Annotated in this window: 27 protein-coding genes and 1 pseudogene; 7 read left to right on the top strand and 21 right to left on the bottom strand. The window is 38.5% G+C overall.

Features of this window, described 5'->3' with window-relative positions:
* Positions 1-5: 5 nt before the first annotated feature.
* Together LMOATCC19117_RS00775 and LMOATCC19117_RS00770 are read right to left on the bottom strand one after the other, a co-directional pair.
* Positions 6-284, bottom strand: coding sequence for a GNAT family N-acetyltransferase (locus LMOATCC19117_RS00775; protein ID WP_003724964.1), 279 nt, complete (start codon positions 282-284; stop codon positions 6-8).
* An 11-nt stretch (positions 285-295) separates the two neighbouring features.
* Positions 296-529 carry a (4Fe-4S)-binding protein gene (locus tag LMOATCC19117_RS00770; RefSeq protein WP_003724961.1) on the bottom strand — a complete coding sequence of 78 codons (234 nt, stop codon included), beginning with the start codon at positions 527-529 and terminating at the stop codon, positions 296-298.
* Positions 530-695: 166 nt separating this feature from the next.
* Between LMOATCC19117_RS00770 and LMOATCC19117_RS00765 the strand changes: the two genes are divergently transcribed.
* Entirely contained in the window at positions 696-2,204 is a 1,509-nt protein-coding gene (locus tag LMOATCC19117_RS00765; RefSeq protein WP_003724960.1) for an IMP dehydrogenase, read from the top strand.
* A gap of 69 nt (positions 2,205-2,273) precedes the next feature.
* On the opposite strand, the gene LMOATCC19117_RS00760 is transcribed toward LMOATCC19117_RS00765, so the two are convergent.
* Positions 2,274-3,023: an EAL domain-containing protein gene (locus LMOATCC19117_RS00760; RefSeq protein ID WP_003724959.1), complete on the bottom strand. Its 750-nt coding sequence runs from the start codon at positions 3,021-3,023 to the stop codon at positions 2,274-2,276.
* Between the two features lie 187 nt (positions 3,024-3,210).
* Between LMOATCC19117_RS00760 and LMOATCC19117_RS00755 the strand changes: the two genes are divergently transcribed.
* The gene (locus tag LMOATCC19117_RS00755) at positions 3,211-5,565 is read left to right on the top strand and encodes a bifunctional metallophosphatase/5'-nucleotidase (RefSeq protein WP_014929004.1); all 2,355 of its coding nucleotides are present in this window, start codon (positions 3,211-3,213) and stop codon (positions 5,563-5,565) included.
* 37 nt (positions 5,566-5,602) lie between these two features.
* Here the strand turns inward: LMOATCC19117_RS00755 and LMOATCC19117_RS00750 are convergent, their stop codons facing one another.
* The 15 genes from LMOATCC19117_RS00750 to lmaD form a co-directional block, all read right to left on the bottom strand.
* Positions 5,603-6,331 (bottom strand): N-acetylmuramoyl-L-alanine amidase, encoded by a 729-nt coding sequence (locus LMOATCC19117_RS00750; RefSeq protein ID WP_003734717.1) that lies wholly within the window; start codon positions 6,329-6,331, stop codon positions 5,603-5,605.
* Positions 6,312-6,734 (bottom strand): phage holin family protein, encoded by a 423-nt coding sequence (locus LMOATCC19117_RS00745; RefSeq protein WP_003724956.1) that lies wholly within the window; start codon positions 6,732-6,734, stop codon positions 6,312-6,314. The genes LMOATCC19117_RS00750 and LMOATCC19117_RS00745 overlap by 20 nt, the downstream gene beginning before the upstream one ends.
* 18 nt (positions 6,735-6,752) lie before the next feature.
* Positions 6,753-7,289, bottom strand: a complete 537-nt coding sequence (locus LMOATCC19117_RS00740) for a hypothetical protein (protein WP_003724955.1) — start codon at positions 7,287-7,289, stop codon at positions 6,753-6,755.
* Positions 7,286-7,765, bottom strand: a complete 480-nt coding sequence (locus LMOATCC19117_RS00735) for a hypothetical protein (protein ID WP_003724954.1) — start codon at positions 7,763-7,765, stop codon at positions 7,286-7,288. The genes LMOATCC19117_RS00740 and LMOATCC19117_RS00735 overlap by 4 nt, the downstream gene beginning before the upstream one ends.
* Positions 7,766-7,779: 14 nt before the next feature.
* The gene (locus LMOATCC19117_RS00730; protein ID WP_003734718.1) at positions 7,780-8,355 is read right to left on the bottom strand and encodes a hypothetical protein; all 576 of its coding nucleotides are present in this window, start codon (positions 8,353-8,355) and stop codon (positions 7,780-7,782) included.
* 14 nt (positions 8,356-8,369) lie between these two features.
* Positions 8,370-8,669, bottom strand: coding sequence for a hypothetical protein (locus LMOATCC19117_RS00725; protein WP_003721751.1), 300 nt, complete (start codon positions 8,667-8,669; stop codon positions 8,370-8,372).
* Positions 8,659-9,795: a phage tail protein gene (locus tag LMOATCC19117_RS00720; RefSeq protein WP_003734719.1), complete on the bottom strand. Its 1,137-nt coding sequence runs from the start codon at positions 9,793-9,795 to the stop codon at positions 8,659-8,661. Before LMOATCC19117_RS00720 ends, LMOATCC19117_RS00725 begins: the two co-directional genes overlap by 11 nt.
* 9 nt (positions 9,796-9,804) lie before the next feature.
* Positions 9,805-10,623, bottom strand: coding sequence for a phage tail family protein (locus LMOATCC19117_RS00715; protein WP_003734720.1), 819 nt, complete (start codon positions 10,621-10,623; stop codon positions 9,805-9,807).
* Positions 10,620-12,488 carry a phage tail protein gene (locus LMOATCC19117_RS00710; protein WP_003731178.1) on the bottom strand — a complete coding sequence of 623 codons (1,869 nt, stop codon included), beginning with the start codon at positions 12,486-12,488 and terminating at the stop codon, positions 10,620-10,622. The genes LMOATCC19117_RS00715 and LMOATCC19117_RS00710 overlap by 4 nt, the downstream gene beginning before the upstream one ends.
* Positions 12,475-12,879 (bottom strand): hypothetical protein, encoded by a 405-nt coding sequence (locus LMOATCC19117_RS00705; RefSeq protein WP_003740367.1) that lies wholly within the window; start codon positions 12,877-12,879, stop codon positions 12,475-12,477. Before LMOATCC19117_RS00705 ends, LMOATCC19117_RS00710 begins: the two co-directional genes overlap by 14 nt.
* A 41-nt stretch (positions 12,880-12,920) precedes the next feature.
* Positions 12,921-13,223, bottom strand: coding sequence for a hypothetical protein (locus LMOATCC19117_RS00700; protein ID WP_003721745.1), 303 nt, complete (start codon positions 13,221-13,223; stop codon positions 12,921-12,923).
* Between the two features lie 47 nt (positions 13,224-13,270).
* Positions 13,271-13,783, bottom strand: coding sequence for a protein LmaA (gene lmaA, locus LMOATCC19117_RS00695; protein WP_003721744.1), 513 nt, complete (start codon positions 13,781-13,783; stop codon positions 13,271-13,273).
* A gap of 12 nt (positions 13,784-13,795) precedes the next feature.
* Positions 13,796-14,185, bottom strand: a complete 390-nt coding sequence (gene lmaB, locus LMOATCC19117_RS00690) for a protein LmaB (protein ID WP_003728212.1) — start codon at positions 14,183-14,185, stop codon at positions 13,796-13,798.
* A 279-nt stretch (positions 14,186-14,464) separates the two neighbouring features.
* Positions 14,465-14,881, bottom strand: coding sequence for a protein LmaC (lmaC, locus tag LMOATCC19117_RS00685; protein WP_003728213.1), 417 nt, complete (start codon positions 14,879-14,881; stop codon positions 14,465-14,467).
* A gap of 11 nt (positions 14,882-14,892) precedes the next feature.
* A complete protein-coding gene (gene lmaD / locus LMOATCC19117_RS00680) occupies positions 14,893-15,321 on the bottom strand; it encodes a protein LmaD (RefSeq protein WP_003724946.1) in 429 nt (142 codons plus the stop codon).
* A 216-nt stretch (positions 15,322-15,537) separates the two neighbouring features.
* Between lmaD and LMOATCC19117_RS00675 the strand changes: the two genes are divergently transcribed.
* The 3 genes from LMOATCC19117_RS00675 to LMOATCC19117_RS00665 all read left to right on the top strand — a co-directional run bounded on the left by LMOATCC19117_RS00675 (position 15,538) and on the right by LMOATCC19117_RS00665 (position 17,245).
* Positions 15,538-15,873, top strand: coding sequence for a helix-turn-helix transcriptional regulator (locus LMOATCC19117_RS00675; RefSeq protein WP_003721740.1), 336 nt, complete (start codon positions 15,538-15,540; stop codon positions 15,871-15,873).
* Between the two features lie 5 nt (positions 15,874-15,878).
* On the top strand, positions 15,879-16,331 hold the full coding sequence (locus LMOATCC19117_RS00670) for an ImmA/IrrE family metallo-endopeptidase (RefSeq protein ID WP_003728215.1): 453 nt from the start codon (positions 15,879-15,881) through the stop codon (positions 16,329-16,331).
* A 218-nt stretch (positions 16,332-16,549) separates the two neighbouring features.
* A complete protein-coding gene (locus LMOATCC19117_RS00665; RefSeq protein ID WP_003724944.1) occupies positions 16,550-17,245 on the top strand; it encodes a Crp/Fnr family transcriptional regulator in 696 nt (231 codons plus the stop codon).
* Here LMOATCC19117_RS00665 and LMOATCC19117_RS00660 read toward each other — a convergent pair.
* The 3 genes from LMOATCC19117_RS00660 to LMOATCC19117_RS00650 all read right to left on the bottom strand — a co-directional run bounded on the left by LMOATCC19117_RS00660 (position 17,215) and on the right by LMOATCC19117_RS00650 (position 20,012).
* Entirely contained in the window at positions 17,215-17,922 is a 708-nt protein-coding gene (locus LMOATCC19117_RS00660) for an EAL domain-containing protein (RefSeq protein WP_003724943.1), read from the bottom strand. The genes LMOATCC19117_RS00665 and LMOATCC19117_RS00660 overlap by 31 nt on opposite strands.
* A gap of 106 nt (positions 17,923-18,028) precedes the next feature.
* The gene (locus LMOATCC19117_RS00655) at positions 18,029-19,144 is read right to left on the bottom strand and encodes an alpha/beta hydrolase (RefSeq protein WP_003734721.1); all 1,116 of its coding nucleotides are present in this window, start codon (positions 19,142-19,144) and stop codon (positions 18,029-18,031) included.
* A 34-nt stretch (positions 19,145-19,178) separates the two neighbouring features.
* Entirely contained in the window at positions 19,179-20,012 is an 834-nt protein-coding gene (locus LMOATCC19117_RS00650; protein WP_003724941.1) for an AraC family transcriptional regulator, read from the bottom strand.
* Between the two features lie 142 nt (positions 20,013-20,154).
* On the opposite strand from LMOATCC19117_RS00650, the gene LMOATCC19117_RS00645 reads away from it, so the two are divergent.
* Both LMOATCC19117_RS00645 and LMOATCC19117_RS00640 read left to right on the top strand, forming a co-directional pair.
* Positions 20,155-21,897 (top strand): ABC transporter ATP-binding protein, encoded by a 1,743-nt coding sequence (locus LMOATCC19117_RS00645; RefSeq protein WP_003724940.1) that lies wholly within the window; start codon positions 20,155-20,157, stop codon positions 21,895-21,897.
* Positions 21,890-23,671, top strand: a pseudogene (locus tag LMOATCC19117_RS00640) (ABC transporter ATP-binding protein). Before LMOATCC19117_RS00645 ends, LMOATCC19117_RS00640 begins: the two are co-directional and overlap by 8 nt.
* Positions 23,672-23,692 lie beyond the last annotated feature (21 nt).

Raw genomic sequence — 23,692 nt, 5'->3', positions numbered from 1 at the left:
ACTTCTTATTTTGCAGCTTGTACTTCTTGATATTCCGGCTTCTTAGCAAATTCTGCTTTCGCAAACGGACAAAGCGGAACAATTTTCTTTCCTTCTGTTTTCGCTTTTTCGACCGCACGTTTCACAAGTTCTTGCGCTATCCCCTGACCTCGAGCCGCATCATCAACGCCTGTATGGTCAATAATAAACATATCTTCCCCAGTTGGCACAAAAGTCACTTCACCAACCTCGACTCCTTCATCATTTACCGCATAAATTCTATTTTCACCGTTTTTATATTCCATCTGATATCCTCCTATTTTTCGATATATTGAAGCGCTCCACTCGGGCAAGTATGAATCACCCGTTTCGCTTCTTCTTTCGATACATTATCCGGCATAATCCATGGTTTTCTATCCAAATTAAAAAGTTCTGCGTTACCTTTTACACAATTACCCGAATGCTCGCAAATATTTGTATTAAAATAAATATCTACCTCCGCCCCGCGATACTTCCGGTAGCCACGTTCTAGCAATGTTTCTTCGTCCATCTGATTACCTCCTTCGCCAAAGTTTCTCTACCTTTCATCTATTCCACTCTTCCCCCAAAAGAAAACGTCCGAAAAAGCTCCCCCAATCATTGACTTTCCATCCAGTTATTGAAATAATAAAGATATTTTATAAATTCATTTAAAAATAGAAGAAGGAGTGGAAATAATGGCATTTTATTTTGAAGAACCGTCCCGCACATTTAGTGAATTTTTACTTGTCCCAGGCTACTCATCCGCTGAATGTGTTCCAACAAATGTTAGCTTAAAAACACCAATCGTAAAATTTAAAAAAGGGGAAGAATCTGCTATCACAATGAACATTCCGCTTGTTTCCGCAATTATGCAAGCTGTTTCTGATGATAATATGGGGATTGCGCTTGCGACAGAAGGTGGCGTATCATTCATCTTCGGCTCCCAGTCCATCGAAAGTGAAGCGGCAATGGTTTCTCGCGTGAAAAATCATAAAGCTGGTTTCGTTATTAGTGATTCCAACATCAGCCCTGACAAAACACTTCAAGACATCCTTAATTTAAAAGAAAAAACGGGTCATTCTACAGTAGCAGTTACAGAAGACGGCACAGCGCACGGTAAATTACTTGGAATCGTGACAAGTCGCGACTACCGCGTAACGCGCATGAGCCCTGATGAAAAAGTAGCAGATTTCATGACTCCTTTCGAAAAATTAGTTACTGCTAACAAATCGACCACTTTAAAAGAAGCTAACAACATTATTTGGGACAACAAATTAAATGCCCTACCACTTGTAGACGATAACGAGCACCTAGTCCATATGGTATTCCGCAAAGACTATGACTCTAATAAAGAAAATAAATTAGAACTACTTGATTCCTCCAAACGTTACGTTGTTGGAGCTGGTATTAACACGCGCGACTACGAAGAACGTGTCCCCGCTCTAGTTGAAGCTGGCGCAGATATTCTGTGTATCGATTCCTCTGAGGGTTACTCCGAATGGCAAAAACGCACACTTGACTACGTTCGCGGTAAATACGGCGATACGGTCAAAGTTGGCGCAGGGAATGTTGTTGACCGCGATGGTTTCCGTTATCTTGCAGAAGCTGGCGCAGATTTCGTTAAAGTTGGCGTTGGTGGTGGTTCCATTTGTATCACGCGTGAACAAAAAGGTATCGGACGCGGGCAAGCAACTGCACTAATTGATGTGGCTAAAGCACGCGATGAATATTTTGAAGAAACAGGTGTATATATTCCGATTTGTTCTGATGGTGGAATTGTTTATGACTACCACATGACGCTAGCTCTAGCAATGGGCGCTGACTTTATCATGCTTGGTCGTTATTTCTCTCGTTTTGACGAAAGTCCTACTAATAAAGTGAATTTAAACGGCACGTATATGAAAGAATATTGGGGTGAAGGAGCTAACCGCGCGCGCAACTGGCAACGTTATGACCTTGGCGGCGACAAGAAATTATCTTTTGAAGAAGGCGTAGATTCTTATGTTCCTTACGCTGGATCTTTGAAAGACAATGTTGCCATCAGCCTTAGCAAAGTACGCTCTACTATGTGTAACTGCGGCGCGCTCAATATCCCTGAATTACAACAAAAAGCAAAAATCACCCTTGTTTCGTCCACTTCTATCGTAGAAGGCGGCGCGCATGACGTGGTTGTAAAAGATGCTTCAAATAATTTAATCAAATAAAATAAAATTGGTTGGTGTGAATTTGGTAAATTACCATTCTCACACCAACCAATTTTTTATTTATACATCTTACACAAAGGAATATTTTTCTTTAATATCTTCCATCGGTAGTGGTCGACTAAAATAATAGCCCTGGAAATAGTCTACTTTCATTTCCCGTAATTTTTCGACTTGCTCCATGTCTTCAACGCCTTCTGTAACTACTTTCCCGCCTAAATCATGACACAAATTGACAATCGCTCGAATAATAATTTGTTGTTTTCGATCTGTTTTTAAAAGCGCGATAAAGGACATATCTGTTTTCACAATATCAATCGGTAAGCTGCGTAAATACGCAAGCGAACTATAACCTTTCCCAAAATCATCCATACTTACTTTGACACCAAGGTCTTTTATTTTTCGTAAGTTTTTATCCGCTATAGCTAGTTCCGTTATTTCGCCTCGTTCGATAATCTCTATTTCTAAGCATTCCGGATACTTTAAATGTTCTTTCACATAATCATGTAAAAAAGTCATATACGTACTGCTCGCTACATAATGTGCCGGAATATTAATCGAAATTGAAAAACGTCCTCCTAGCTGATTAATCTGTTTTATCGCTGTTTCAGCAACAAAATCTTGCATTTCCCGCGTTGCATTTAAAAGGACAATATCATCAAAGAAATCAATTGGAGCCAAAATGGTTGTTGCCGTTTTTAATCGAATCAAACCTTCAAAGCCAATAATTTTATTCGTTTTCGCGTCTACTTTTGGTTGATAATATAGCAAATAACTATTTCTCCTAATTGCATCCCATATTTCCGTACTTGAGATATCCATCTTATCCCTCCTTTTTCTCTAGTTTACCCTTTTTTCCATCGAAATGAAAATATAGCCAAATATTATCACTACATTTACACAAAATCCATATTTCCTATTGCTAGGGTGATTCCTCTTTGCTACAATTATAGCTAGGCACCTATGAGTTAGCGCTTACAAAATTGCCACTGGCGAAAAAAGGGAGAGTGTGAAAGTGAACAAATTTTTCAAGAAAACTACACATGTTTTACTCGTAGCAGGGCTCACAATCGGACTTACAGCACCATTCACCGGGACAACAGCACAAGCAGCAGCGGATACCGTTCCCATTCAGATTTTGGGAATAAATGATTTCCACGGAGCGCTTGAAACAGCCTCTAAAGATGCATCAGGCTCACCAATTGGCGGAGCAGATTACTTAGCTACCAATTTGGATAATGCCACTAACTCATTTTTACAGGCAAATCCTGGGGCGACAACTGACAATGCTATCCGTGTTCAAGCGGGCGACATGGTCGGCGCAAGTCCAGCAGTATCAGGTTTACTTCAAGACGAGCCAACGATGAAAGTTCTCCAAAAAATGAATTTCGAAGTCGGCACATTAGGTAACCATGAGTTTGATGAAGGATTACCAGAATACAAACGAATTTTGGACGGAGTTTCTACAAACAAATTCGGACCAATCGTAGAAGCTTATCCACGCGTTAAAAGTGACATGAAAATCGTCGCAGCTAACGTGGTCAACAAAGGAACAAACACAGTCGCAGAAGGCTTTTTACCATACTATGTAAAAGAAATTGATGGCGTCAAAGTTGGCTTCATCGGTATCGTTACAACAGAAATTCCTAATTTAGTTCTTGCAAATCATATTAAAGACTATGATTTCCTTGATGAAGCAGAAACAATCGTTAAATACTCTGCTGAACTAAGAGGCCAAGGCGTTAACGCAATCGTTGTTCTATCTCACGTTCCGGCACTTTCTACTGGAAATCCTAACACTGGAACAAAACAAGATGTAGCTGGGGAAGCTGCTAATATGATCACAAAAGCAAATGAATTAGACCCAAATAACTCGGTCGATTTAGTTCTTGCTGGACACAATCACCAATACACAAATGGATTAGTCGGAAAAACTCGTATCGTTCAAAGTTACAACAATGGTAAAGCTTTTTCAGATGTAACTGGCGAACTTGATAAAACTACCGGCGATTTCGTTACACCACCTGACGCTAAAATTACATACAACACGAGAAGCGTCACACCAAATGCCGATATTACAGCTGTTACTGAAGATGCGAAAAGCCGCATTGAAGGGGTTATCAACGAAACTATCGGACTAGCCAATAAAGACGTTATTTCTCGTGACACCAATCCAGACAACAAAGCAATTGATGATAAAGAATCAGAGCTTGGTAACATGATTACAGATGCGCAACGTTACATGGCAAATAAAGCCGGCGCCGATGTCGACTTTGCTATGACTAACAACGGCGGAATTCGTTCTGACCTTACTACTCGTCTTGCAAATGGCCAAAACGAAATCACATGGGGCGCGGCACAAGCTGTTCAACCATTTGGTAACATTCTTCAAGTAGTAGAAATGACTGGTGCTGATATTTTGGAAGCTCTAAACCAACAATATTTAAGCAACCAAACTTATTTCCTACAAATTTCTGGATTAAAATATACTTTCACTGATACAGATGACTTAGATCATGCGTACAAAGTTGCAAGCGTTACAACAGAAGACGGAACTCCTTTAAAAGCCGACCAAAAATACAAAGTCGTAATCAATGACTTCCTATTTGGCGGTGGCGATGGATTCTCTGCCTTCAAAAAAGCAAACCTAGTAACTGCAATCGACCCAGACACTGAAACATTCATCAACTACATCAAAGACCAAAAAGCTGCTGGAAAAGTCATTACAGCTCAAAAAGAAGGACGTAAAGTCTACAAATCCCAAGCTGAAATCGACAAAGAAGCCGAAGATGCAGCTATCAAAGCAATCAAAGACGCAACAAAAATCAATAAACTAGCCGAAAAAGACAAAACTCTAACTGGAACAACTTTGCCTGGCGCAACTGTCTCTGTTCAAAAAGCAACTGCTAACGCAAGAATGGCCCTTGCTGCCGGACCTAACGCAACAGCTGACGCAAATGGCAAGTTTTCCGTAGATGTAACATCTTTAAACCTTAAAAAAGGCGACCAAATCACAACAACTATCACTGACCCGAACGGATACAGCACCACTTTCCAAGCAACGGTTCAAGCTGCGGCAACAACTCCTCCAGATAATGGAAACGGCGGCACGGACAATGGTAATGGAAACGGAAATAACGGTGGCACAGATGGAAATGGCGGAACAAATAACGGTAACGGCTCCGGCACAAACGGCGGAACTACTACTACCGAAGATCCGACAACTACGACACCAAACACATCAACAACAGGAACTTCTGCTAACACATCCTTACCAACAACCGGTGATACAGCTGGATTTGCAACTGTATTCGGTATTGTTTTAACGACTACTGCGCTTTATGTTTTGCGGAAGAGAAGTTAATTGAGAAAAAGGAGCAGCCAAATTGGCCGCTCCTTTTTTATCTTTTTCCTGTATTAACTTCTGTTTTTAAAACCCAACTTCCTGGAACACCCTTTGTAGTAGTTAAATTAAGCGTTTTTTCTGTTTCTTTATAAACAAAAACCTTTGTTCCTGCTTCTAAATATCCTTTAATATTTGTGCCTGATATAGCATCATCACTTGTCAAATATTTACCTGCCCTATATTTTGTTACCATAGCCCCAAAAATCTCTTGTACTGCTGCTACAATTCCTAAACAATAATCAGTTTGATAAGCTTTCTTCTCAAGAATTAATGCATCAGTGCTATCACAAAAACCAGCTTCCAGTAAGATAGCGTCCATTGCTGTTTCTCTTAATACAGCAAAATTAGCCTTCTTCATCCCACGATCATTCATTCCGTGTTTAGTAACTTTAGCAATAATATTTTTATGAATGATTTTCTGTATTTCTACCGTTTTAGCTGGAACCGATGTGTAAATATAATCTTCGTAACCTTTACCTCCACCCGCATTAAAATGAAGTGAAATAAATAAATTTGCTTTAAAACTATTCGCTTTTTTTGCACGTTCACGTAATTCTAAAAAAGTATCATTTGTTCGCGTCATCCCTACTTCAAACCCAGCTTTTACTAGTTCTATTTGAAGCTGTTTCGCAGTTGCAAGTACCCAATTTTTTTCAACAAGTCCATTGCCGCTTGCCCCTGGATCCTTGCCACCATGACCGGCATCAATCCATATCTTTGTCATGCTTTTCCTCCTCGTCCCCTGACTTAGAATCGAAAATCAAAATTAAATTTTTCAATACTTCCGGGACCTTCATTCCCATTCGAACAAAATTTTCCAAGATGGAAATCAGCTCATTCGCCAAATAGAAAAAGATAACCGCATCCCGCGTTGTATTATGCGTTCCAAGAATCAAATCTATTTGATGCGCAATAGCCACTAAAATTAAGATAGCGATTTTTTTCGCGATTCCTTTGAAACCCATTTTGCTGCTAAGTTCCCCAAGATACCCTGAAGCGAGTAGCCCAGAAATATAGTCAGCTACAATAAAGCACACCAGCACTTTTACCAATAAATCCACTTCCCCAAACAAGTATCCAAATATCGCCCCAAAACCTAAAATCCCAATTTTTAGTATGACTTCCATGGAAAACCTCCTTTTTAGTTACATTACAGTTAGCTGACGTAATGCCCAAGAAGCATTATTAGTATTATCATTGTGTCCAGCAACTTCTGTTTCAGAAACATATAAATATTTTCTTTCCCCATAAGTTGCTGAGGGCATAGGAACTAACAAACCTTTACCTGCTAATTCTGCTAATTGAGCTTTCGATAAGAAAACAGAGTGATAATAATAATCTAAAGGAGTATTATTTGCTGAATCGTAACGACTGAATAATAAAGTGATTCCAAATTTCAGTTTGGAAGAATTCCATGTATATTTTTGACCAGCAGCCATAATATTGGCCCCTTTAAATATTACTGTTCCTTTTCCAATCGTATCAACATAATCCTTCGCACTATTCAAAGCAGTATTCGCCTTTTGTTCCGCACCCGCAGTAGTTTCTTTCTCGTTCCATGTCGCCTTCTCTTCCTCTGAAACCGACACAAGTCCTTTAACAGCCTCTGCATGTGTTTCTGGATAGAATTGTTCTAGAGTTCCATGTTCGTTTTTCTCTGACATTTTTACAATTTTAGTCATTCTATAACCTCCTTAATAGTTTCCAGCGCGATTATTTGCATCGCGTCTAGTTTTTCTTTGTCCTCTTTTGCCAAAAAACCACTTTCTGTAGTAGTTGCTTCTGCATGCGTGTGGTTTATCTCTGCTGCATCTAAGTCCGCTGCGAATAAATCAACAATCCCTGTTTTGCCATTTATGCTTGTCACGCCAGCTTCTGGTGAAACTAATTGATCAATCTTTTGTTTATCAAAAGAACTCATAAAGCCGTCCGTCGTGTATGTTGCGACTTCGTGGTTGTGGCTCTTTTTGGCAGCGTGGACATCTTCTGCATCTAGCAACACGCGCCCAGCCTTACCATTAACACTAACCACGCCTGTCGGAAGCTGGCCTGACACATATTCCGTCAACCCAACAATCCCCGCAACATGCGTCTCTGGATAAAATTGTTCTTTTGAATTATCTTCTTTTGTCTGCAGCATTCGCTTTATTTCAGTCATTGCTCACTCCTCCTTTATGCACCAACTGGCTCCATTTGGTAGCGTTCATTCGTTCCAATTTTTGCAAAGACTAGACTTGTTAAATTTTCTGAGAAGCTTGTCTCGCCTGTTTTTTCAAGAACAATATCCGCGTCTTCATTAAGGCTTGATATATTTAAAAAACATACGGTTTGCGCTTCCGAGATTGTTTTACTTGTTAGCAGCCCAATATCTTGTTTTTCCATATTTATAATAGTATTCACGTCAAATTGCACCGTGCTTTTTTTATTGTAAATTAGCTGTTCTTGGTTTAAACGTTCTCTTAGTACTGGGTAGCGTGCGCCAAATGCATCCACTCTGGCGTCGACCACTTCACTTAACTGCTCTGTCCCGCTAATCAATTCATTTACCCTTGCATTTACCGCCTTATCCACAGTATCAATTTTGTTATTTAAAGTAGCATCTGCTTTATTTACATAGACATAAATCGCGCTTAAACCTGTTGAAATAAAATCGGACCAATCCATTAATTTTTGCCAGTTGTCATTTGTTTTATTTCTAAATTCTCGACCTTGAAGAAGCATTTCCCATTTCCATAAATCCAACTTCATACGCAACCTCCTTCCTATTCCACTTTTGTTGCCTTTAGTTCACCAGCATTTGTGACAGTTATTTTGAAATTAGAGCCATTTTCAGAAACCAAAATTGCGTCCTGTTTTTTATTCCAATTGGCAATATCGATTGCAGTCACATTATTTTTTTCTGCATTAGCTTCGATTCCATTTAATTTCGTTTTGTCGCTGGCGGGCATTAATCCAGATGTAGTAGTTGTAGCCGAGTCCAAACCTTCCACAGCCGTTACATGTGTCTTCGGATAGAAAACTGTATCATCTACATTTTTTAACACTCTAATTTCAGTCGCCATCTACCACACCTACTACTTCCGTTAAAATTCGTGAATCATAAGCATTCATTGCGATGCTCGAAAACGAATTAATTTTATTTGTATCTACGCTCGCTTTTTTCACTTGATTAGCAATTTGCGTTTGAATTCGGACCATATCTCGTCGCGAATTACTGAAGCCAATTTCTTGAAACTTCTTACTCCAAGGATGACTCGATTTAATTTTCGTTACTTTTACTTCTGTTTCAAACCCCATCGGTTCATGAATGAAATACCAAACATCCCGCTCTGAAACAGGTTCTTTTCCTTTGTAAGAAATAGTAAGCGCTGTTTCTGGAACATCTAGAATTTGTTTCTTTGCAAAAATTAATAAGTCATCATTGTTCGTGATTTTGTCATCACTTTTAGCATTTGCCATTCGTTTCCCGTAAATAGCCTCATTTGGCGAAGTATACGTGACAACCGCCATGTACTTATTATCTCCAGTCAGCTTATCGGCATTCTCTTTTTGCTTGCCGTAACATTTTATCTCCGTCTTCAAATTATCTGTGTTCGTATCCACCGAAACTTCTTCCGTATTATATAAATAACGAAATTGCTTCTCTGTCCTTACATACCAACTTTTTTCATCGTAAAAATAAAGCTTTTTATTATCTGCAAATAAAATTGCTCCGAATTCTTCCAAACATAAATTCACTAGCTCTAAGCCATTTTTATTTCCTAAGTCCTCTAGTTCAACTAAAGGAAAACTCCCTTGAATTTCATAAGAAAATCCTAGTACATTATCTTGTAACGCAAATTCCAATACCGTTTGAATCGAATATTTTTTTCGTCCAGATTTCACGTTATACTGCACATGATCTTGCACTGTATAACAAATATGCTGGGCCGTAATCTGCTTTGAAATTGTTCCTCCAATAGATTTTGGCGTACATTTTTTAATAACAAATTGCTGCCCTTGATATGTTAAAATTGCTTCATTTCCTACCAAGTCAAAAATTGCTGCATTCTGTTTCGTTTTGTTCACAGTAAACGAGATAGCACGACTTGTATTTTTTTCATAATCGTAGGAAAAGGAGCCGTAATCAATGTCTGTTAGAATCTCTTCCACTTCTTTGTCCATACTTTGAATAATCACATAATCCATATCTATCACCTACCGATAAATGAACGGAAAATTAAAAGCAATCGTTACATCCGTTACACCTTTGATTTCAAAATCGTTCCAGCCTTTTTCAAGGGTGATAATCCCATGATTGGTATCTTTTCCAACACGGCGGTTATTAACAAGTGGATAAATATTGTTCAACAGTAAAACATCTGTTTTTTGTAGCTCTTTCCGATACTCGAAGGATTCTCCCGTTGTAAGATTATGAATCGTTGGTGTCCCATTCGCCGTCATAGCAATATCTAATTCATGTCGCATCAGTGGATTAACACGGTCGCTCCCCGCATTATAGACCCGAAATGTATTTTCTTTAAAAATATAAAATAAATCATCACGGTTCGATAAATTCATTCCCATTTGCCATAAATCCACTTCAAAAGTCATAGGGTCAAGGCTCGTGCCACGTGACTCCGCATAGCCTTTAAATACATCAAATTCTATAGTGAGTAAACCAACACGATCCGATTCTCGACTAAAATCAACTGGTTTAGGATGCACCTCATACCGAATTCCTGGCATTTGATCGCTCCAAATATAATAACTATCGCGCTGGAATAAAAATTCATAAATTTCTCTGACTGCCAAATGATAATCTGGAATATCAAGTGCTTGCAAATTACATTTTGCTGAAAAGATAAACGGTTTAAATTGGGTCATTCCCGGGATAACCCCATCAGTCCCAGCGATTTCAGCAGTTTCCATGCTTAACTGGGGACTTTGTCTGGAAACTTCTTGTACAGAAAGACCTGGAAATGTCTCACTAAGCGAATGCACTTTTCCATTTAATTCTAAAAACAAGTCGCTCATGAATAAGCTGCACCTCCCATTGTGTAATTGTACTGATCAAATGAGTTAGCTTGGTTACGGCTAACTACCTCGGCTACCACTTTGTCATCCATTTTGATTACAGGATTTTTTTGTAGTAAGCGCTCGAGAAGATTTTCAACTCTAGCCAAATCAGCACCTTGACTCGTGTAAAGCATTGATTTATTTCCGCGCGCACTTTCCCTTGCGTATTTCATCGTTGCATCGTGCGGAATTACTTGCGAACCCGACGGTAAAACCACCATTTCGCCTCGGCCGCCTTCATTCATTCGAGCAAAGCCACCTTGGAAATTTGTTGTACCGGAAATTAATTGTGGTATTTTGCCGATTTCAACGCCTGGAATCTTATTAATTAAACCAATGGCTCCATTAATCCCTCGAATTACGACGTTTACAAAACCTTTGACATTATCTACCACGGTTTGAATTGCACTTGAAACACCATCGAAAATATTTCCTACAAAATCAGTTAAACCACCCCAAGCACTTTTGATTCCGTCAAAAACACCTGTAATAATGCGCTTCACTCCGTTAAACACTGATGAAACCGTAGTAGAAATACCTGTGATGACTGCTTTGATTCCTTCAATAATTCCGGAAATCGTCGTCATAATGGCATTCCAGATTTTGGATGCAACAGTAAATACCATTTGGAAAGCTGCACCAATAATCGTCACGATAGTCGTAAAGATATTAGTAATAAAGCCAATAATTGGTTGCACAATCCCGATAACCGCCGTAATAACACTCGCAATAAAGCTAATAATTTTCCCAATAACACTAGCAATCGTCGTCGCAATAATAACGACGTAACTAATAATCGTTGTGATAATCGAAACAATAACGCCAATAATCGTCATAACAATCGGCATAATTTTACTTATATAAGAAATAATCGTTACAACAATTTGTACAACCACCGTCGCAATTTGCATGATTATCGGAATTAAAAATTGAATAACGCTCATAATGCCTTGAATCACTGTCATGATGCTCGGTAATAGTGCCGAAACAAGTGACATAACAACTTGAACAATCTGCATAATAACAGGCATAAGCATGGAAATCAGCATATTAATAAACGGCATTAATTGGGCTAACAATTGCGCAAAAAAGCTAATAAATTGCATAACCATCGGCATTAACGCGGCACCAATTTGCATAACCGCAGTAACAATTTGCATGATAATCGGCATTAAACTGGCGACAAGTTGACCGAACAGTTGCGCAACCTGTGTTACAACTGACATCACCGTATTTCGGAATGATTCATTCGTCGTCATCAAATACGCAAATGCAGCTACTAACGCTACAATCCCGATAATTACTAACCCCATTGGAGAGGTCAGTTTACCCATAATTCCACCAACGCCACCAATAGATGACATCAAACCGCCTAGATGCTTCTTCAATTCCATAAATCCACTAGCTAGATTTGTAATTCCTTGAACGCCGCCAGATACTCCACCAAGCATTGTACTCATGCCACCAATCCCGGTTGCCAAGCTTGAAAATAACGTACCATTTTGCACACTTGAACCTAGATTTTTAAACGCATCCGTGATTCCACCAACAGAACCAACCGCAGTACCGAATCCGGATGTAATCGCCTCACTACTAGAACCCAGTTGTCCAAACGCCGAACTAATCGTGCCAAGCCCAGACTGCAGCCCACCTAAAGATTCGGAAATTTTCGAACCTGGATCAGCATTTCCAACATCTTCAATAGTCATTTTGAGCTCTGAAAACCGCCGCTCTACAACCATCGCCATCTCATCTAGCCTGCCAACTTGCGCTGTTAAAACGCTCTCGTTCAGTTCAAATGTAAAACTTTTAGAATCCGCCATTCACTTTCCCCCTTTCTTCTTTATTCTTAGGTCTTCGTAACCCATTTGCACCATAAATCCGATCAATCCACGCTTTACCTTCCTTCGCTTCATTATCGGAAATTGCTTGAAGTGCATTTACTGTATAATTAACATCGGCTTTCTTCTGACGTTTTTTATGCAAGTCGATAAAACGTGAATTTCGTTTTCGATTGAGATTTTGTTCCGCATTTAAAACTGCATTTCGAAGCATAGTAGATTCAAAAATCACCTTGTTTTCCCATTCTTTCATGATGAAATTTTTCTCCACTTCAGTAAGTTCTTCAAAATCATGCTTGGACATCTGAAAATTAACTACAAAAAAAGCGAATTGTTTTTCCAAATCAAAATCATGGTTCATTTCACTATCCACTTCTTCGTCCTCAGCACCAAAATACTCAAATTCAATCTGTTTTAACGGAACAAAAAACCCATATCCTCTTGCAATTTCTCAATAACAGCTACATTAAGCGAAATTAAGCCTTGTTCTTCTACTAATTTGTCGAAAATCTCCAAAGCTTCTTTTTGTTTTACAGGTACTAAGCCTTTTTCTTCCACAAGTCCTGAAACAAATAGCGTTTCAATCACTTGGTAGCTCAAAATCCCTTTATTCGCAGTCAAAGCTGCAACTAAACTAATCCCTGATGTTAATTCCACCGTTTTAACTTTTTGTTTATTAAATCGTAAAATATAAGTTGTATCATTCACTTCAAACATTTATTTTCCTCCTAAGGGAAAGCCACTTATTTCAGTGGCTCTCTATTTTATTCTGCTGGTGCTACAGGTGTTTCGCCGGGCATTTGATCTCCGCCCTCAGTAATCGTTAAATCAACAAGCGCACCCATTCCGTCTAGTTTTACAGAGTAAGTCATCGCTTCATCAAAAGGTGCTTCAAAACTATAGTCAGCTACAATTGCCAAACCACCGAAAAGACCTTTTTTAGATGCTTGATTAATGATTTTCACGCAAACCGGGCTATCACTTTCGAAATATTTCGCCAATTCTTTGTGAGACTCTGCATCAGCGACATATAATCCGTCATTTTCAATTGACCATTCTTTCATACCGCCAATTTTGGATTTCCATCCGCCAACTGTATCTTTAGATGTAATTTCAATGCTATCTTTAGAACGGTTTACAGTTAGACCTTGTTGCCCCGCAACCGCTAATAGCTTATCCCCCGCTGCGTTAAAAACTGCTAAAATTACATCTTTCCCCGCGACCGCTTTAGCAGCTCCCGGTGTATAATCACAATATAAATTCTCTTCAAATGCCATTAATATTTCCCCCTAAATTTTTACTTTTAATTCACGACAAATACTTACTTCAAAACTGGTTTTTGCGTGAATTAACGTATTTTCTTTGACTAAATTTTGTTTTCCGTAATGTCGAACAGCGATTAATTTGTATCCTTCAGGCAAAGTGAACCCTGTTTGGATAAGCGTATCTATCATTTCGACTCCCGCTAAGTCCGTTTCATTTGTATAATGATGGATTGCAAAACGGTATTTTTCTTTCCAGGCAGTTTGGCTTTCTTCTTCCTCTTGATCAATCATCTCGATCATCGTTGTAGGCATTTCCACTTGGTCACGCATTACAATAGAAACATCTAGTCCGCCTTTTTCCTGGAGCATTGTTCTCACTGCTTCCAAAACTCTCATGAAGCTTAAACTCTTCACCAAGCGTTCACTCCTTTAAAAACAGAAAGTAAAATTCGGTCGAGACCACATTTGATAATTTATTCCTCCGAACATTACTTTCCAAAATAGAATATTTGTTTATGTCAACGGATGAAAAATCCAATCATAAAAACAAATTTCTTGTACAACCTCTTGTATTATCAGAAAATCGGTGCACCTTCATTCTGATGCAGCTTTTATTGTCATCCGCTTACTGGACAATTAGCTTACTTCTATATTAATCGTAAAATGACGTTTCAAAATATCACGAAAGTATCATCATTTCCTTACTAAAATTCCCATTAGCGTTGCGATTTCTAATACTGCTCGTTTTTTTATCCGTTTAAACTGGGCAATTTCGTACGGTAAATCCATCATTACCGCCACATCTTGTTTTCGTTCCACGTAACATTCCATCAAAATAGTGCGATATAAATCATCCATCTGATTTAACATTTCAGTATATTTCTCTACCAACCATCGCGCTTCCAAAATGACCTCTTTATTATATCTAGCAGAAAATGCTACCGGCTCAAACTGCGGCTCTTCCAGAAAACCATTTCTAAGTAAGTGTGGCTTTTTTGATAACCCCGTAATCATCCGAAACCGCTCAAGATCCGCAAAAAATCGCTTTACTTCTTGGACCGTTTTTATATAATTGATATCCTTATTTTCTGGTAACACTAAAACCTGCATGTTATCACTCCTTAATTGTGCGCTTCATTAATCACAAAAGCCTCATACTGACATTCAATCGCCGAAGCAGGTAAAGCGCCAATTTCGTCTTTTGTTTTATCTAAATGAAAAGCTAATACATCAATCATTTCCTGCTGAACCGGTTGCGGCTTTTTTCTATTTAAACCTTTTTTTCGCTTCCATTCCGCAAGAGACGATCTCGATACTCCAATTAACCTACTAATTTGCACATCTGATTTAGTTCGTTTGTATTCTCGGTACTCACTTGGTGTTAAAATAAGCAACTTTTGCTCCGCCGTTAACAGTCCTTTTTCTCTGTCCCCAAGCGCTTCAAAAAACTCCAACTCTTCTATTAAACGCTTTCGAATAAATCGATTTTCTTCTTGTTCTAGTTGAAAAATTAGTTGGATTTGCTTTTCTTTTAAAAGTTTTCTATCCATCCATTCCCACTTCCATCTCATAAATTAATATAGTAACATTGTCACCAATTCGGTGCTATTGGCGCAAAATCAGCCGTATTTATTTTCTAGCTCTACAAATATTATAGCACCATTTTGGTTACTGGTAAACTTTATCCGACAAATATGTTCGAAAAAGTTCCGTTTTGGTGCTAAAAGTGCTATACTGAAGCCATAAACATGTGGAGGGCAATTATTATGGAGTTAAATAAATTTGTAGGAAATAAAATAAAACAATATCGCGAGGAACGAGGCTTAAATCAAGAAGCATTAGCAGAAAAGCTTCATACAACTCGCCAAACTATTAGCCGTTATGAAAATGGTGATCGAAAAGCAAATCAAGACGTTTTATTTGAACTTGCAAAAATTTTCAACAAACGATTAGATGACTTTTTTCCTGAAAGAAATTTACCACCTGTTGATGAACGCTTGGTAACAATTGCAGCCCATATTGATGATGACGTAACCGAGGAAGAAATGCGGGATATTTTAGCTTATATAGAGATGAAGAAAAAACTCCATCGCGGGATGTGATTTTATTGTACGAAAAATTGGTAAATAAATACCAAGATGAGGTAACAATCAGAGAAGAAAAAATGCCTTACAAATTGCCAGGTCTTTATTTAAATGGGACGATTTTTATTAGTAAGGATCAATCTTCCATTGAAAAAGGCTGTGTTTTAGTAGAAGAATTGATGCATTACAAATACACTGTAGGTAACATCACTAAACAGGAAACAATTATGGATAAAAAACAAGAAATTTTTGCTCGTCGTAAAGGTTATGAGGAACTAATACCGCTTGATGACATCATTGCTTGTTTTTATCTAGGCTTACGAGAATATTTTGAAGTAGCGGAGTTTTTAGAGGTAACAGAAGAATTTTTGCGCCATACAGTTACTCATTACGCAGAAAAATATGGTCCGATGTATGATTATGGTGGATATTTCATTAATTTTGGCAATTCCATTGATGTTTACAAGAAGTTTTGAAAGACTCTCCTATCTATGGAGGGTCTTTTTTTAGTTGAATTTCTCTCCAGGGAAGAAAAAGTAAGTTTTTATTGATAAAACCACTAAATTTGTTGCTAAAGAGTGACTTTTTCATGTCTAAATTGTGAACACGATTTTTATTCGGTATCTTTTTAACACAAATAGCAGTAAAGTAATATGGTAAATACCAATTTTACCTTAGTATAGGAGTTTTGATAATGTTTCACACGATAGATTTTTCAGATATTTTTTCTAGTGATTATTCAAATAAGATTTCTTTTAAAAAAGGCGAAATTATTCATTCATATAGAGATTACGAAGAAAAGACGCCGCAAATAGGTGCTATTTTAGAGGGAACGGCTGTTTTAGAAGGTCCTACAAATGAAGGTCGCTGGATGATAAATGCGTTGATTGGTCAACACTCGCTTTTTGGAATGGAAAGTTTACTCGAAACTAAAACAGCACCTGAACTTACTGAATATCGTGTTCGCGCATTAGAAAATGGTACCGTTCTATTTATTGACCGCGAGTTTCTTCTCAATTATTTATATGCAAACCCACAATTTTTCCATCTTATACTTGATGAAGTTATTGTCAGATATTTATTTACATCAAAAAATTACAAGAATATTAATCAAGCACCCATAGTCAAAGTAACGCGTATTTTGGTGGAAATTATTGAGTTACTTCATTTGCATCAAACAGAGGGGGCAATTGAGCTTCCAGTCTATGTCACGCAAACTTTCTTAGCTGATTATTGTCGTTCGAGTCGAGCTAGAGTAACTGAAGTGTTAGAAGAGCTACGGGAAAGCGGACTACTGCTTTCCAAAAAGCCCATCACCATTAGCTCGCACGAGAATCTACTCAATCAAATAGATAGTTTTCAAACCGGAAACGGCTTATTAACGAGATAACCTTGAAAAATCGAGACGCCATGACTTTCTAGTAGAGTCATGGTTTCTTTCGTTTCAATTCCCTCAACAACAAAATCGAGCTTATTTTTCTGAGCAAAATTTGCCCAAGCTTTAATAAATAGTAGCAAATCTTCTAATGGTATATTTTTGAAATGAATGAGGGAGAATTTAATCTCTATTATGTAAGGTAGGTAGCTCATCACTCGCTCTAGGCTGTTCAATCCGCAACTAACATCATCTATGGCGATATGGTAGCCGAGACCGTGAATCACTTTAATTTTATTTAGAATAAATGCGTTTTTATCGTTCGCATTAAGGTGGCGTTTATGCCCGGGTACATCGAAAATATCTTCGGTCATTTCTACAGTTATACGATGACTCTCGCTTTTTAATTTGTCTAGCCAGTGGAGTGTTTCTATGTAAAAAAGCTGTTGTGGCGCAATATTTATGGCAAATCGATCATTTGGATATTTCTTTAAAACGTCTAAGAACGCCTCGCTAAACCACTCGGAAAAAGCTAAATACAGTTCTTCGTCCGCGAGTACAGCTTCTAATTCTGATAGAGGAAATCTAGGAACTGCACTATCATCACGTAAAAGTATTTCATATTCGACAATATTTCCCTGAAGAACATCTAATTTTGGTTGAATAAAAAGCTGAAATTTCATGAGTCCCATCATCCTTTCTCATTTCTCTTCTCTATTCTAATACATTTTTAGTACTAATCGCAAAATTTAGTCCAAAAACAAACAGGCATTCCGAAAAATGCCTGCAAATTATTCTTTAAAATATTTCTTTCATCATTTGAACAATTTCATCTGCCACGTCTTCCGCTTGAGGGAAAATCCCGTATTTATCAATGAAAGCATGACACATTCCTTGGTAAACGATTGCTTTTGTTTGTATACCACTTGCGCGCAGTTCTTTAGCAAAAATATCTGCAAAAGCTCGTAACGCATCAAACTCCGCACTGGCTATAAGTGTAGGCGGATAAATACTTTTATCTACAGCCGATAGTGGAGAATAAATTGGCGATGCGGGATTTTCGTCTCTAACATAGGCTGTCCGCAGTAATTCGCCAGAGCTGTTCATTCCAATGATACCTGGCGCAACGAGCGGAAGTGTCTCTTCTGATGCCCCAAACTTGGAAATATCCCACTGGTACTTATCATTATCTTCATCTACTAACGTTAGCGCTGGGTAAAGTAAAGCTTGAAATCCTACATAATTCGTCTCTGCTTCATAATCCATATAGCTCACCGCTGCTGCTAAAGTTCCACCCGCGCTATCTCCAGAAACACCTATTTTCGAAGCGTCGATACCGAGTTCGTCGCTTTGTTCCACTACCCATTCAAGCGCCCTGTAACAATCTTTTGGAGCTGCTGGTGCCGGGAATTCGGGAGCTAAATGATAGTCCACATTAATAACAACTGCCGGTAACTTTTCCGCAATACCTTTACAAAAGTTCTCCACAACAGCCGGCGTTCCACCAACAAAGCCACCACCATGATAAAAAATGAATGCGGGAACTGGTTTGGTCGCTTCTTCGTGACGATAAATTCGTACCGGAATATCGCCATAGTCCCCTTCAACAACCCGATATTCCGTAGTTACGCCGTTTGATAAATCAATATTCGGACTTCCCATCGTTGCTCGCATTTGTAGTGCAGCTGCCGTTGCTATTTCCAAATTAGAAAAATCTGGCATTTGGATTTCTTGCGGCGCTTCTTTTATCGCATCATTCGTACCGCCAAGATGTTGTTTCAGGTCTTTTAATAAAAAAGGATCCAAATTCCCTCGAACTGTTTCTTGTGCCTGTTTAAAAATAACTTCTGTTCCTTCTTCTTGTTCTAGAATGCTATTTGATTTTATAAACGCTAAAGCTTTTTTATATTCCATCCAGTCTTCCTTCTCTCTGTCTTATTTTGGAATTCTAACTCGATTTGCGCCAGTTTTCTGATGGTGGAAACCCGTAATATTTCTTGAAAAGCTTGCTAAAATAATAAGCATCATTATATCCGACCATATTTGCGGCCTGTTTTACGGTAACGTCTTTATTCTTGAGTAATTCTTCTGCACGAGTAAGACGAATTTTGATTAAGTAGTTAATTGGTGATTCCCCGGTTTCTTCTTTAAATACTTTGGAGATATAGGCGGGGCTAATGTACATCGTTTGCGAAAGCGTTGAGAGCGAGACGTCTTCTGTATGGTGTTTTTCCATATAATGAATAATTTCGTTTACAAGTATCTGTTTTTGCTGCTCGTCGGTAGATAATTTGACGCCGTTATTTTCAAGTTGTTCTGGGGTGGCTTCGCGTAAAACATGGATAATTAATTGCATGACGAAAGCCTTTAAAATCAAGTCATATCCTGGTTTTTCTGCATCTTTTTCTTCTATAATTTGTTTAGAAATAGATAAAATGGCAGATTCTTCTTCTTTTTTTCGTAAAAAGGCCTTTTTAAACGGGAACGTATTTCGCGTGTATCCTTCCAGTGCAAAGTTCCGAAAACCTATATGGAGTTGCGCATTCGTCATACCTGGTTCGGTTATATCGTAATGATTCACACCAGGATTAAAAATCAGCATATCGCCTTTTCCTAGCTTGACTCGCTCGCCTTCAATATCATAAATAACGTTTCCCTCACAAATAATCGAGATCTCCAAAAAATCATGATGGTGATTTTCACCTACGCGCACCTCATTCGTATAACAATTCGCGATATACAAAATTTGCGGATTAAATGTGGTCGTATTTATTTTCAGCATCACTTCACCTCCTCGTTATAACGCTTACATTTATCTTTTAATTATATAACATTGTCCATGCTTACAGCGAATATAAACCATTCTTTTTCGAAATTAGGAGTGTAAACTAAATGGATATATGAATATTAAAGGATGTGAAAAAATGGAGAGTATGAAATGGATTTGGCAATATGTCCGAAAATATCGTCTACTTATGATTGGTGTATTTATTTTAATTTTTATCGCTTCTGGTATTAGTATTATTTATCCGTTACTTGGCGGGAAAGTGATTGACGATGTTGTCTATCAAAATAAAACGAATTTGCTTATCCCGCTACTTTTAATCATGATTATTTCGACAATTATTCGAACTATTTGCCGTTATACCTATCAGATTATGTGCGAACGAATTGGGCAAAATTCCCTTTTCCGAATTCGAGAAGATTTATATAAAAAGTTGCAATCACTCGATTTTGATTTTTTCAATAATACGCGCGTTGGGGATATTATGGCGCGGATGACTGGTGATACGGATGCGATTCGTCATTTTGTTTCGTGGGTATCTTACAACATTTTGGAAAATGTATTTTTATTTAGTTTTGCAATTATCATAATGGCCGCGATTGACTGGAAATTAACGCTTGCGCTTGTTATCGTAACGCCGCTTATTGCTATTTTAACGATGAAAATGTCGAGTAAAGCCCAACCAGTTTTTTATGAAATTCGGGAGAGCTTTTCACGGCTCAATTCGATGGTGGAAGAGAATATTAGCGGGAATCGCGTCGTAAAAGCCTTTGCGCGAGAAGATTTTGAAATGAAGAAATTCCATGAACACAATGAGGATTTCAAAAAACGTAATCTAGATTCTGCCGATGTTTCCAGAACCTATTTGCCAGTGCTTGATTCGCTCGCGGGCATGCTCGTTGTCATCACGCTTATTTTCGGTGGCTATTTAGTAATTAAAGGCCAAATGACGCTGGGAGATTTAGTTGCCTTCAATGGATTCCTATGGATGCTAAACGGCCCGATGCGCATGAGTGGCTGGCTGATTAACGACGTTCAACGCTTTATCGCTTCTTCGTTTAAAATTCAAGACATGATGGCAACTGACGCTAAAATCCCCATCCACGCTGAAAAACCTGCGCCATCACTTCAAGGTCATGTCGAGTTTAAAAATGTCAGTTTTCATTTCGAGGACGACCCAAACACGGACGTACTCAAAAATATTTCACTAAAAGCTTCTCCAGGCCAAACGATTGCTATTCTGGGTGAAACTGGCGCTGGAAAATCAACACTCGTCAACTTAATTTGCCGATTTTACGATCCGACTTCCGGTGAAATTTTAATTGATGGTGTCGATGCACGAAAATGGCATGTGCGGGAACTTAGAAACCATATCGCCACGGTGATGCAAGATATTTTCCTATTTTCTGATACGATTGAAGGAAATATTGCATTTGGCGCTCCGGATGCAACAATGGAAGATGTCCGGCGTATGGCGCGAATTGCAGACGCGGACCACTTCATCGAAACCATGCCTGAAAGTTATGACACGATTGTTGGTGAACGCGGTGTCGGACTTTCTGGCGGACAAAAGCAGCGGATATCTTTAGCTCGTGCTCTTTTAAAAAATCCATCCATTTTGATTTTGGATGATACCACTTCCGCTGTCGATATGGAAACCGAAGTGAAAATCCAAGGTGAATTAAAGAAAATCACGGAAAATACGACCACATTTATCATTGCGCACCGGATTTCTTCTGTAAAAGAAGCCGATGAAATTTTAATTTTAAATCATGGCGAAATCATCGAACGCGGCACACACTCTAGTTTGCTAGCAGAAAAAGGTTATTATTTTGATATTTACAATAAACAACTTGGAACGGAGGCGAATGTGAATGGCTAGAAATAAATTTGATATTGACGAAGAACTGGAAACAGCATTCAGCGCCGCACATTTAAAACGTATTCTCGTTTACGTAAAACCCTATCAAAAATCCATTTATATTACGCTCTTTGTCATCTTATTAGCAAATGTAGCAACAATGATTGGCCCGTATTTAACCAAAATAGTCATAGATGATACGATTCCAAACAAAAACATGACACAACTATTCTGGATTGCGATTATTTTCATATTTTCTGTCGTTGTAACCGGACTTTGTATGCGATACCGCATTAGGTCGATTACGCTTATTGGGCAAGACATTTTAAAAGATATGCGGACAGCGATTTTCGGTCATTTGCAAAAGCTGCCTTTCTCTTATTTTGACAGTCGCCCGCATGGTAAAATTTTGATTCGTGTTGTTAATTACATCAATATGCTCAGTGATTTATTGTCCAATGGGCTGATAAATCTGATTTCCGATATTTTAAGTGTCATTGTAACGCTTGGTTTTATGTTGATGATTGATCCAGTGTTAACGTTGTATAGTTTAGCGCTTATCCCGGTTCTTTTCGTGATTGTTATGGTCATTAAAACCGCGCAACGAAAAGCTTATCAAGTTCTAAGCAATAAACAATCCAACATGAACGCCTATATCCATGAGAGCATCGCTGGGATAAAAGTAACGCAAAGCTTTTCGCGAGAAGAAGAGAATTTTGAGATTTTCACCGAGGTAAGTAATGAGTACCGCCGTTCTTGGATGAAAGCGGTGAAAATTCAATTCTTGCTTTAGCCTGGGGTTCAAAATATCGCCGTAATGACGACTTGTTTAATTTACTTCGTTGGAATCAAAGGTTACGGTGTGGACGTTTCTACCGGGACACTGATTGCTTTCATCGGTTATGTTGGGAATTTTTGGAATCCTGTTATTAATATTGGAAACTTCTATAATTCGCTTATTACCGCAACGACTTATTTGGAGCGAATTTTCGAAACGATGGACGTTGAGCCCGATATTAAAGATGTCCCAAATGCGAAAAAAATGCCACCAATCGTTGGAAATGTTGACTTTAAAGATGTTTATTTCCGTTATGAGGAAGGTGTGGACATTTTAAAAGGAATTAATTTTCATGTGGATGCGGGTGAATCAATTGCGCTCGTTGGTCCGACTGGCGCTGGAAAAACGACCATCATAAACTTGCTCAGCCGTTTTTATAATATAAATTCTGGAGAAATTTTAGTTGATGGGGAAAATGTCGAAGAAGTCACGCTTAGATCACTCAGGTCCCAAATGGGCGTGATGCTCCAAGATACCTTTATTTTTTCAGGAACGATTATTGAAAATATTCGCTACGGGAAGCTAGATGCAACCGAAGAAGAAATTATCGCGGCTGCCAAAGTCGTTCGTGCTCATGATTTCATTTCCGGATTAAAAGATGGCTACTATACCGAAGTAAAAGAACGAGGTAGCACTCTTTCGGCCGGTCAGCGACAACTGATTTCCTTTGCCCGTGCTCTTTTAGCCGATCCGAAAATCCTCATCCTTGATGAAGCAACTTCAAGTATTGATACACAAACAGAAATCCTACTCCAAGAAGGGCTTGAGCGACTGCTGGAAGGCCGAACATCCTTCATTATCGCGCACAGACTTTCGACAATCAAAAACAGTTCGCGCATCTTCTACATTGATAATGGTCGCATTCAAGAAGCTGGCAGTCACGAAGAACTGATGGCACAGCACGGCTACTACTATAATTTATATCAATCACAGTTTGATATGTTGCAAGCTTTATAGAAAAAAGGTAACTAGAGATTC

It is taken from the genome of Listeria monocytogenes ATCC 19117 (genome assembly GCF_000307025.1).
In the GTDB taxonomy this organism is placed as follows: Bacteria; Bacillota; Bacilli; order Lactobacillales; family Listeriaceae; genus Listeria; species Listeria monocytogenes_B.
This window is presented reverse-complemented; position numbering and strand designations above follow the sequence as displayed.

Coding starts and splice junctions, on each gene's coding strand:
- LMOATCC19117_RS00700 (WP_003721745.1), bottom strand. CDS start 13,223: ATGTTTGAAGTGAATGATACAACTTATATTTTACGATTTAATAAACAA.
- LMOATCC19117_RS00765 (WP_003724960.1), top strand. CDS start 696: ATGGCATTTTATTTTGAAGAACCGTCCCGCACATTTAGTGAATTTTTA.
- LMOATCC19117_RS00710 (WP_003731178.1), bottom strand. CDS start 12,488: ATGGCGGATTCTAAAAGTTTTACATTTGAACTGAACGAGAGCGTTTTA.
- LMOATCC19117_RS00650 (WP_003724941.1), bottom strand. CDS start 20,012: ATGCTGAAAATAAATACGACCACATTTAATCCGCAAATTTTGTATATC.
- LMOATCC19117_RS00730 (WP_003734718.1), bottom strand. CDS start 8,355: ATGAAGTTGGATTTATGGAAATGGGAAATGCTTCTTCAAGGTCGAGAA.
- LMOATCC19117_RS00715 (WP_003734720.1), bottom strand. CDS start 10,623: ATGAGCGACTTGTTTTTAGAATTAAATGGAAAAGTGCATTCGCTTAGT.
- LMOATCC19117_RS00655 (WP_003734721.1), bottom strand. CDS start 19,144: ATGGAATATAAAAAAGCTTTAGCGTTTATAAAATCAAATAGCATTCTA.
- LMOATCC19117_RS00770 (WP_003724961.1), bottom strand. CDS start 529: ATGGACGAAGAAACATTGCTAGAACGTGGCTACCGGAAGTATCGCGGG.
- lmaA (WP_003721744.1), bottom strand. CDS start 13,783: ATGGCATTTGAAGAGAATTTATATTGTGATTATACACCGGGAGCTGCT.
- lmaD (WP_003724946.1), bottom strand. CDS start 15,321: ATGGATAGAAAACTTTTAAAAGAAAAGCAAATCCAACTAATTTTTCAA.
- LMOATCC19117_RS00775 (WP_003724964.1), bottom strand. CDS start 284: ATGGAATATAAAAACGGTGAAAATAGAATTTATGCGGTAAATGATGAA.
- LMOATCC19117_RS00660 (WP_003724943.1), bottom strand. CDS start 17,922: ATGGGACTCATGAAATTTCAGCTTTTTATTCAACCAAAATTAGATGTT.
- LMOATCC19117_RS00745 (WP_003724956.1), bottom strand. CDS start 6,734: ATGGAAGTCATACTAAAAATTGGGATTTTAGGTTTTGGGGCGATATTT.
- LMOATCC19117_RS00645 (WP_003724940.1), top strand. CDS start 20,155: ATGGAGAGTATGAAATGGATTTGGCAATATGTCCGAAAATATCGTCTA.
- LMOATCC19117_RS00665 (WP_003724944.1), top strand. CDS start 16,550: ATGTTTCACACGATAGATTTTTCAGATATTTTTTCTAGTGATTATTCA.
- LMOATCC19117_RS00675 (WP_003721740.1), top strand. CDS start 15,538: ATGGAGTTAAATAAATTTGTAGGAAATAAAATAAAACAATATCGCGAG.
- LMOATCC19117_RS00760 (WP_003724959.1), bottom strand. CDS start 3,023: ATGGATATCTCAAGTACGGAAATATGGGATGCAATTAGGAGAAATAGT.
- LMOATCC19117_RS00740 (WP_003724955.1), bottom strand. CDS start 7,289: ATGACTAAAATTGTAAAAATGTCAGAGAAAAACGAACATGGAACTCTA.
- LMOATCC19117_RS00750 (WP_003734717.1), bottom strand. CDS start 6,331: ATGACAAAGATATGGATTGATGCCGGTCATGGTGGCAAGGATCCAGGG.
- LMOATCC19117_RS00720 (WP_003734719.1), bottom strand. CDS start 9,795: ATGGATTATGTGATTATTCAAAGTATGGACAAAGAAGTGGAAGAGATT.
- LMOATCC19117_RS00735 (WP_003724954.1), bottom strand. CDS start 7,765: ATGACTGAAATAAAGCGAATGCTGCAGACAAAAGAAGATAATTCAAAA.
- lmaC (WP_003728213.1), bottom strand. CDS start 14,881: ATGCAGGTTTTAGTGTTACCAGAAAATAAGGATATCAATTATATAAAA.
- LMOATCC19117_RS00725 (WP_003721751.1), bottom strand. CDS start 8,669: ATGGCGACTGAAATTAGAGTGTTAAAAAATGTAGATGATACAGTTTTC.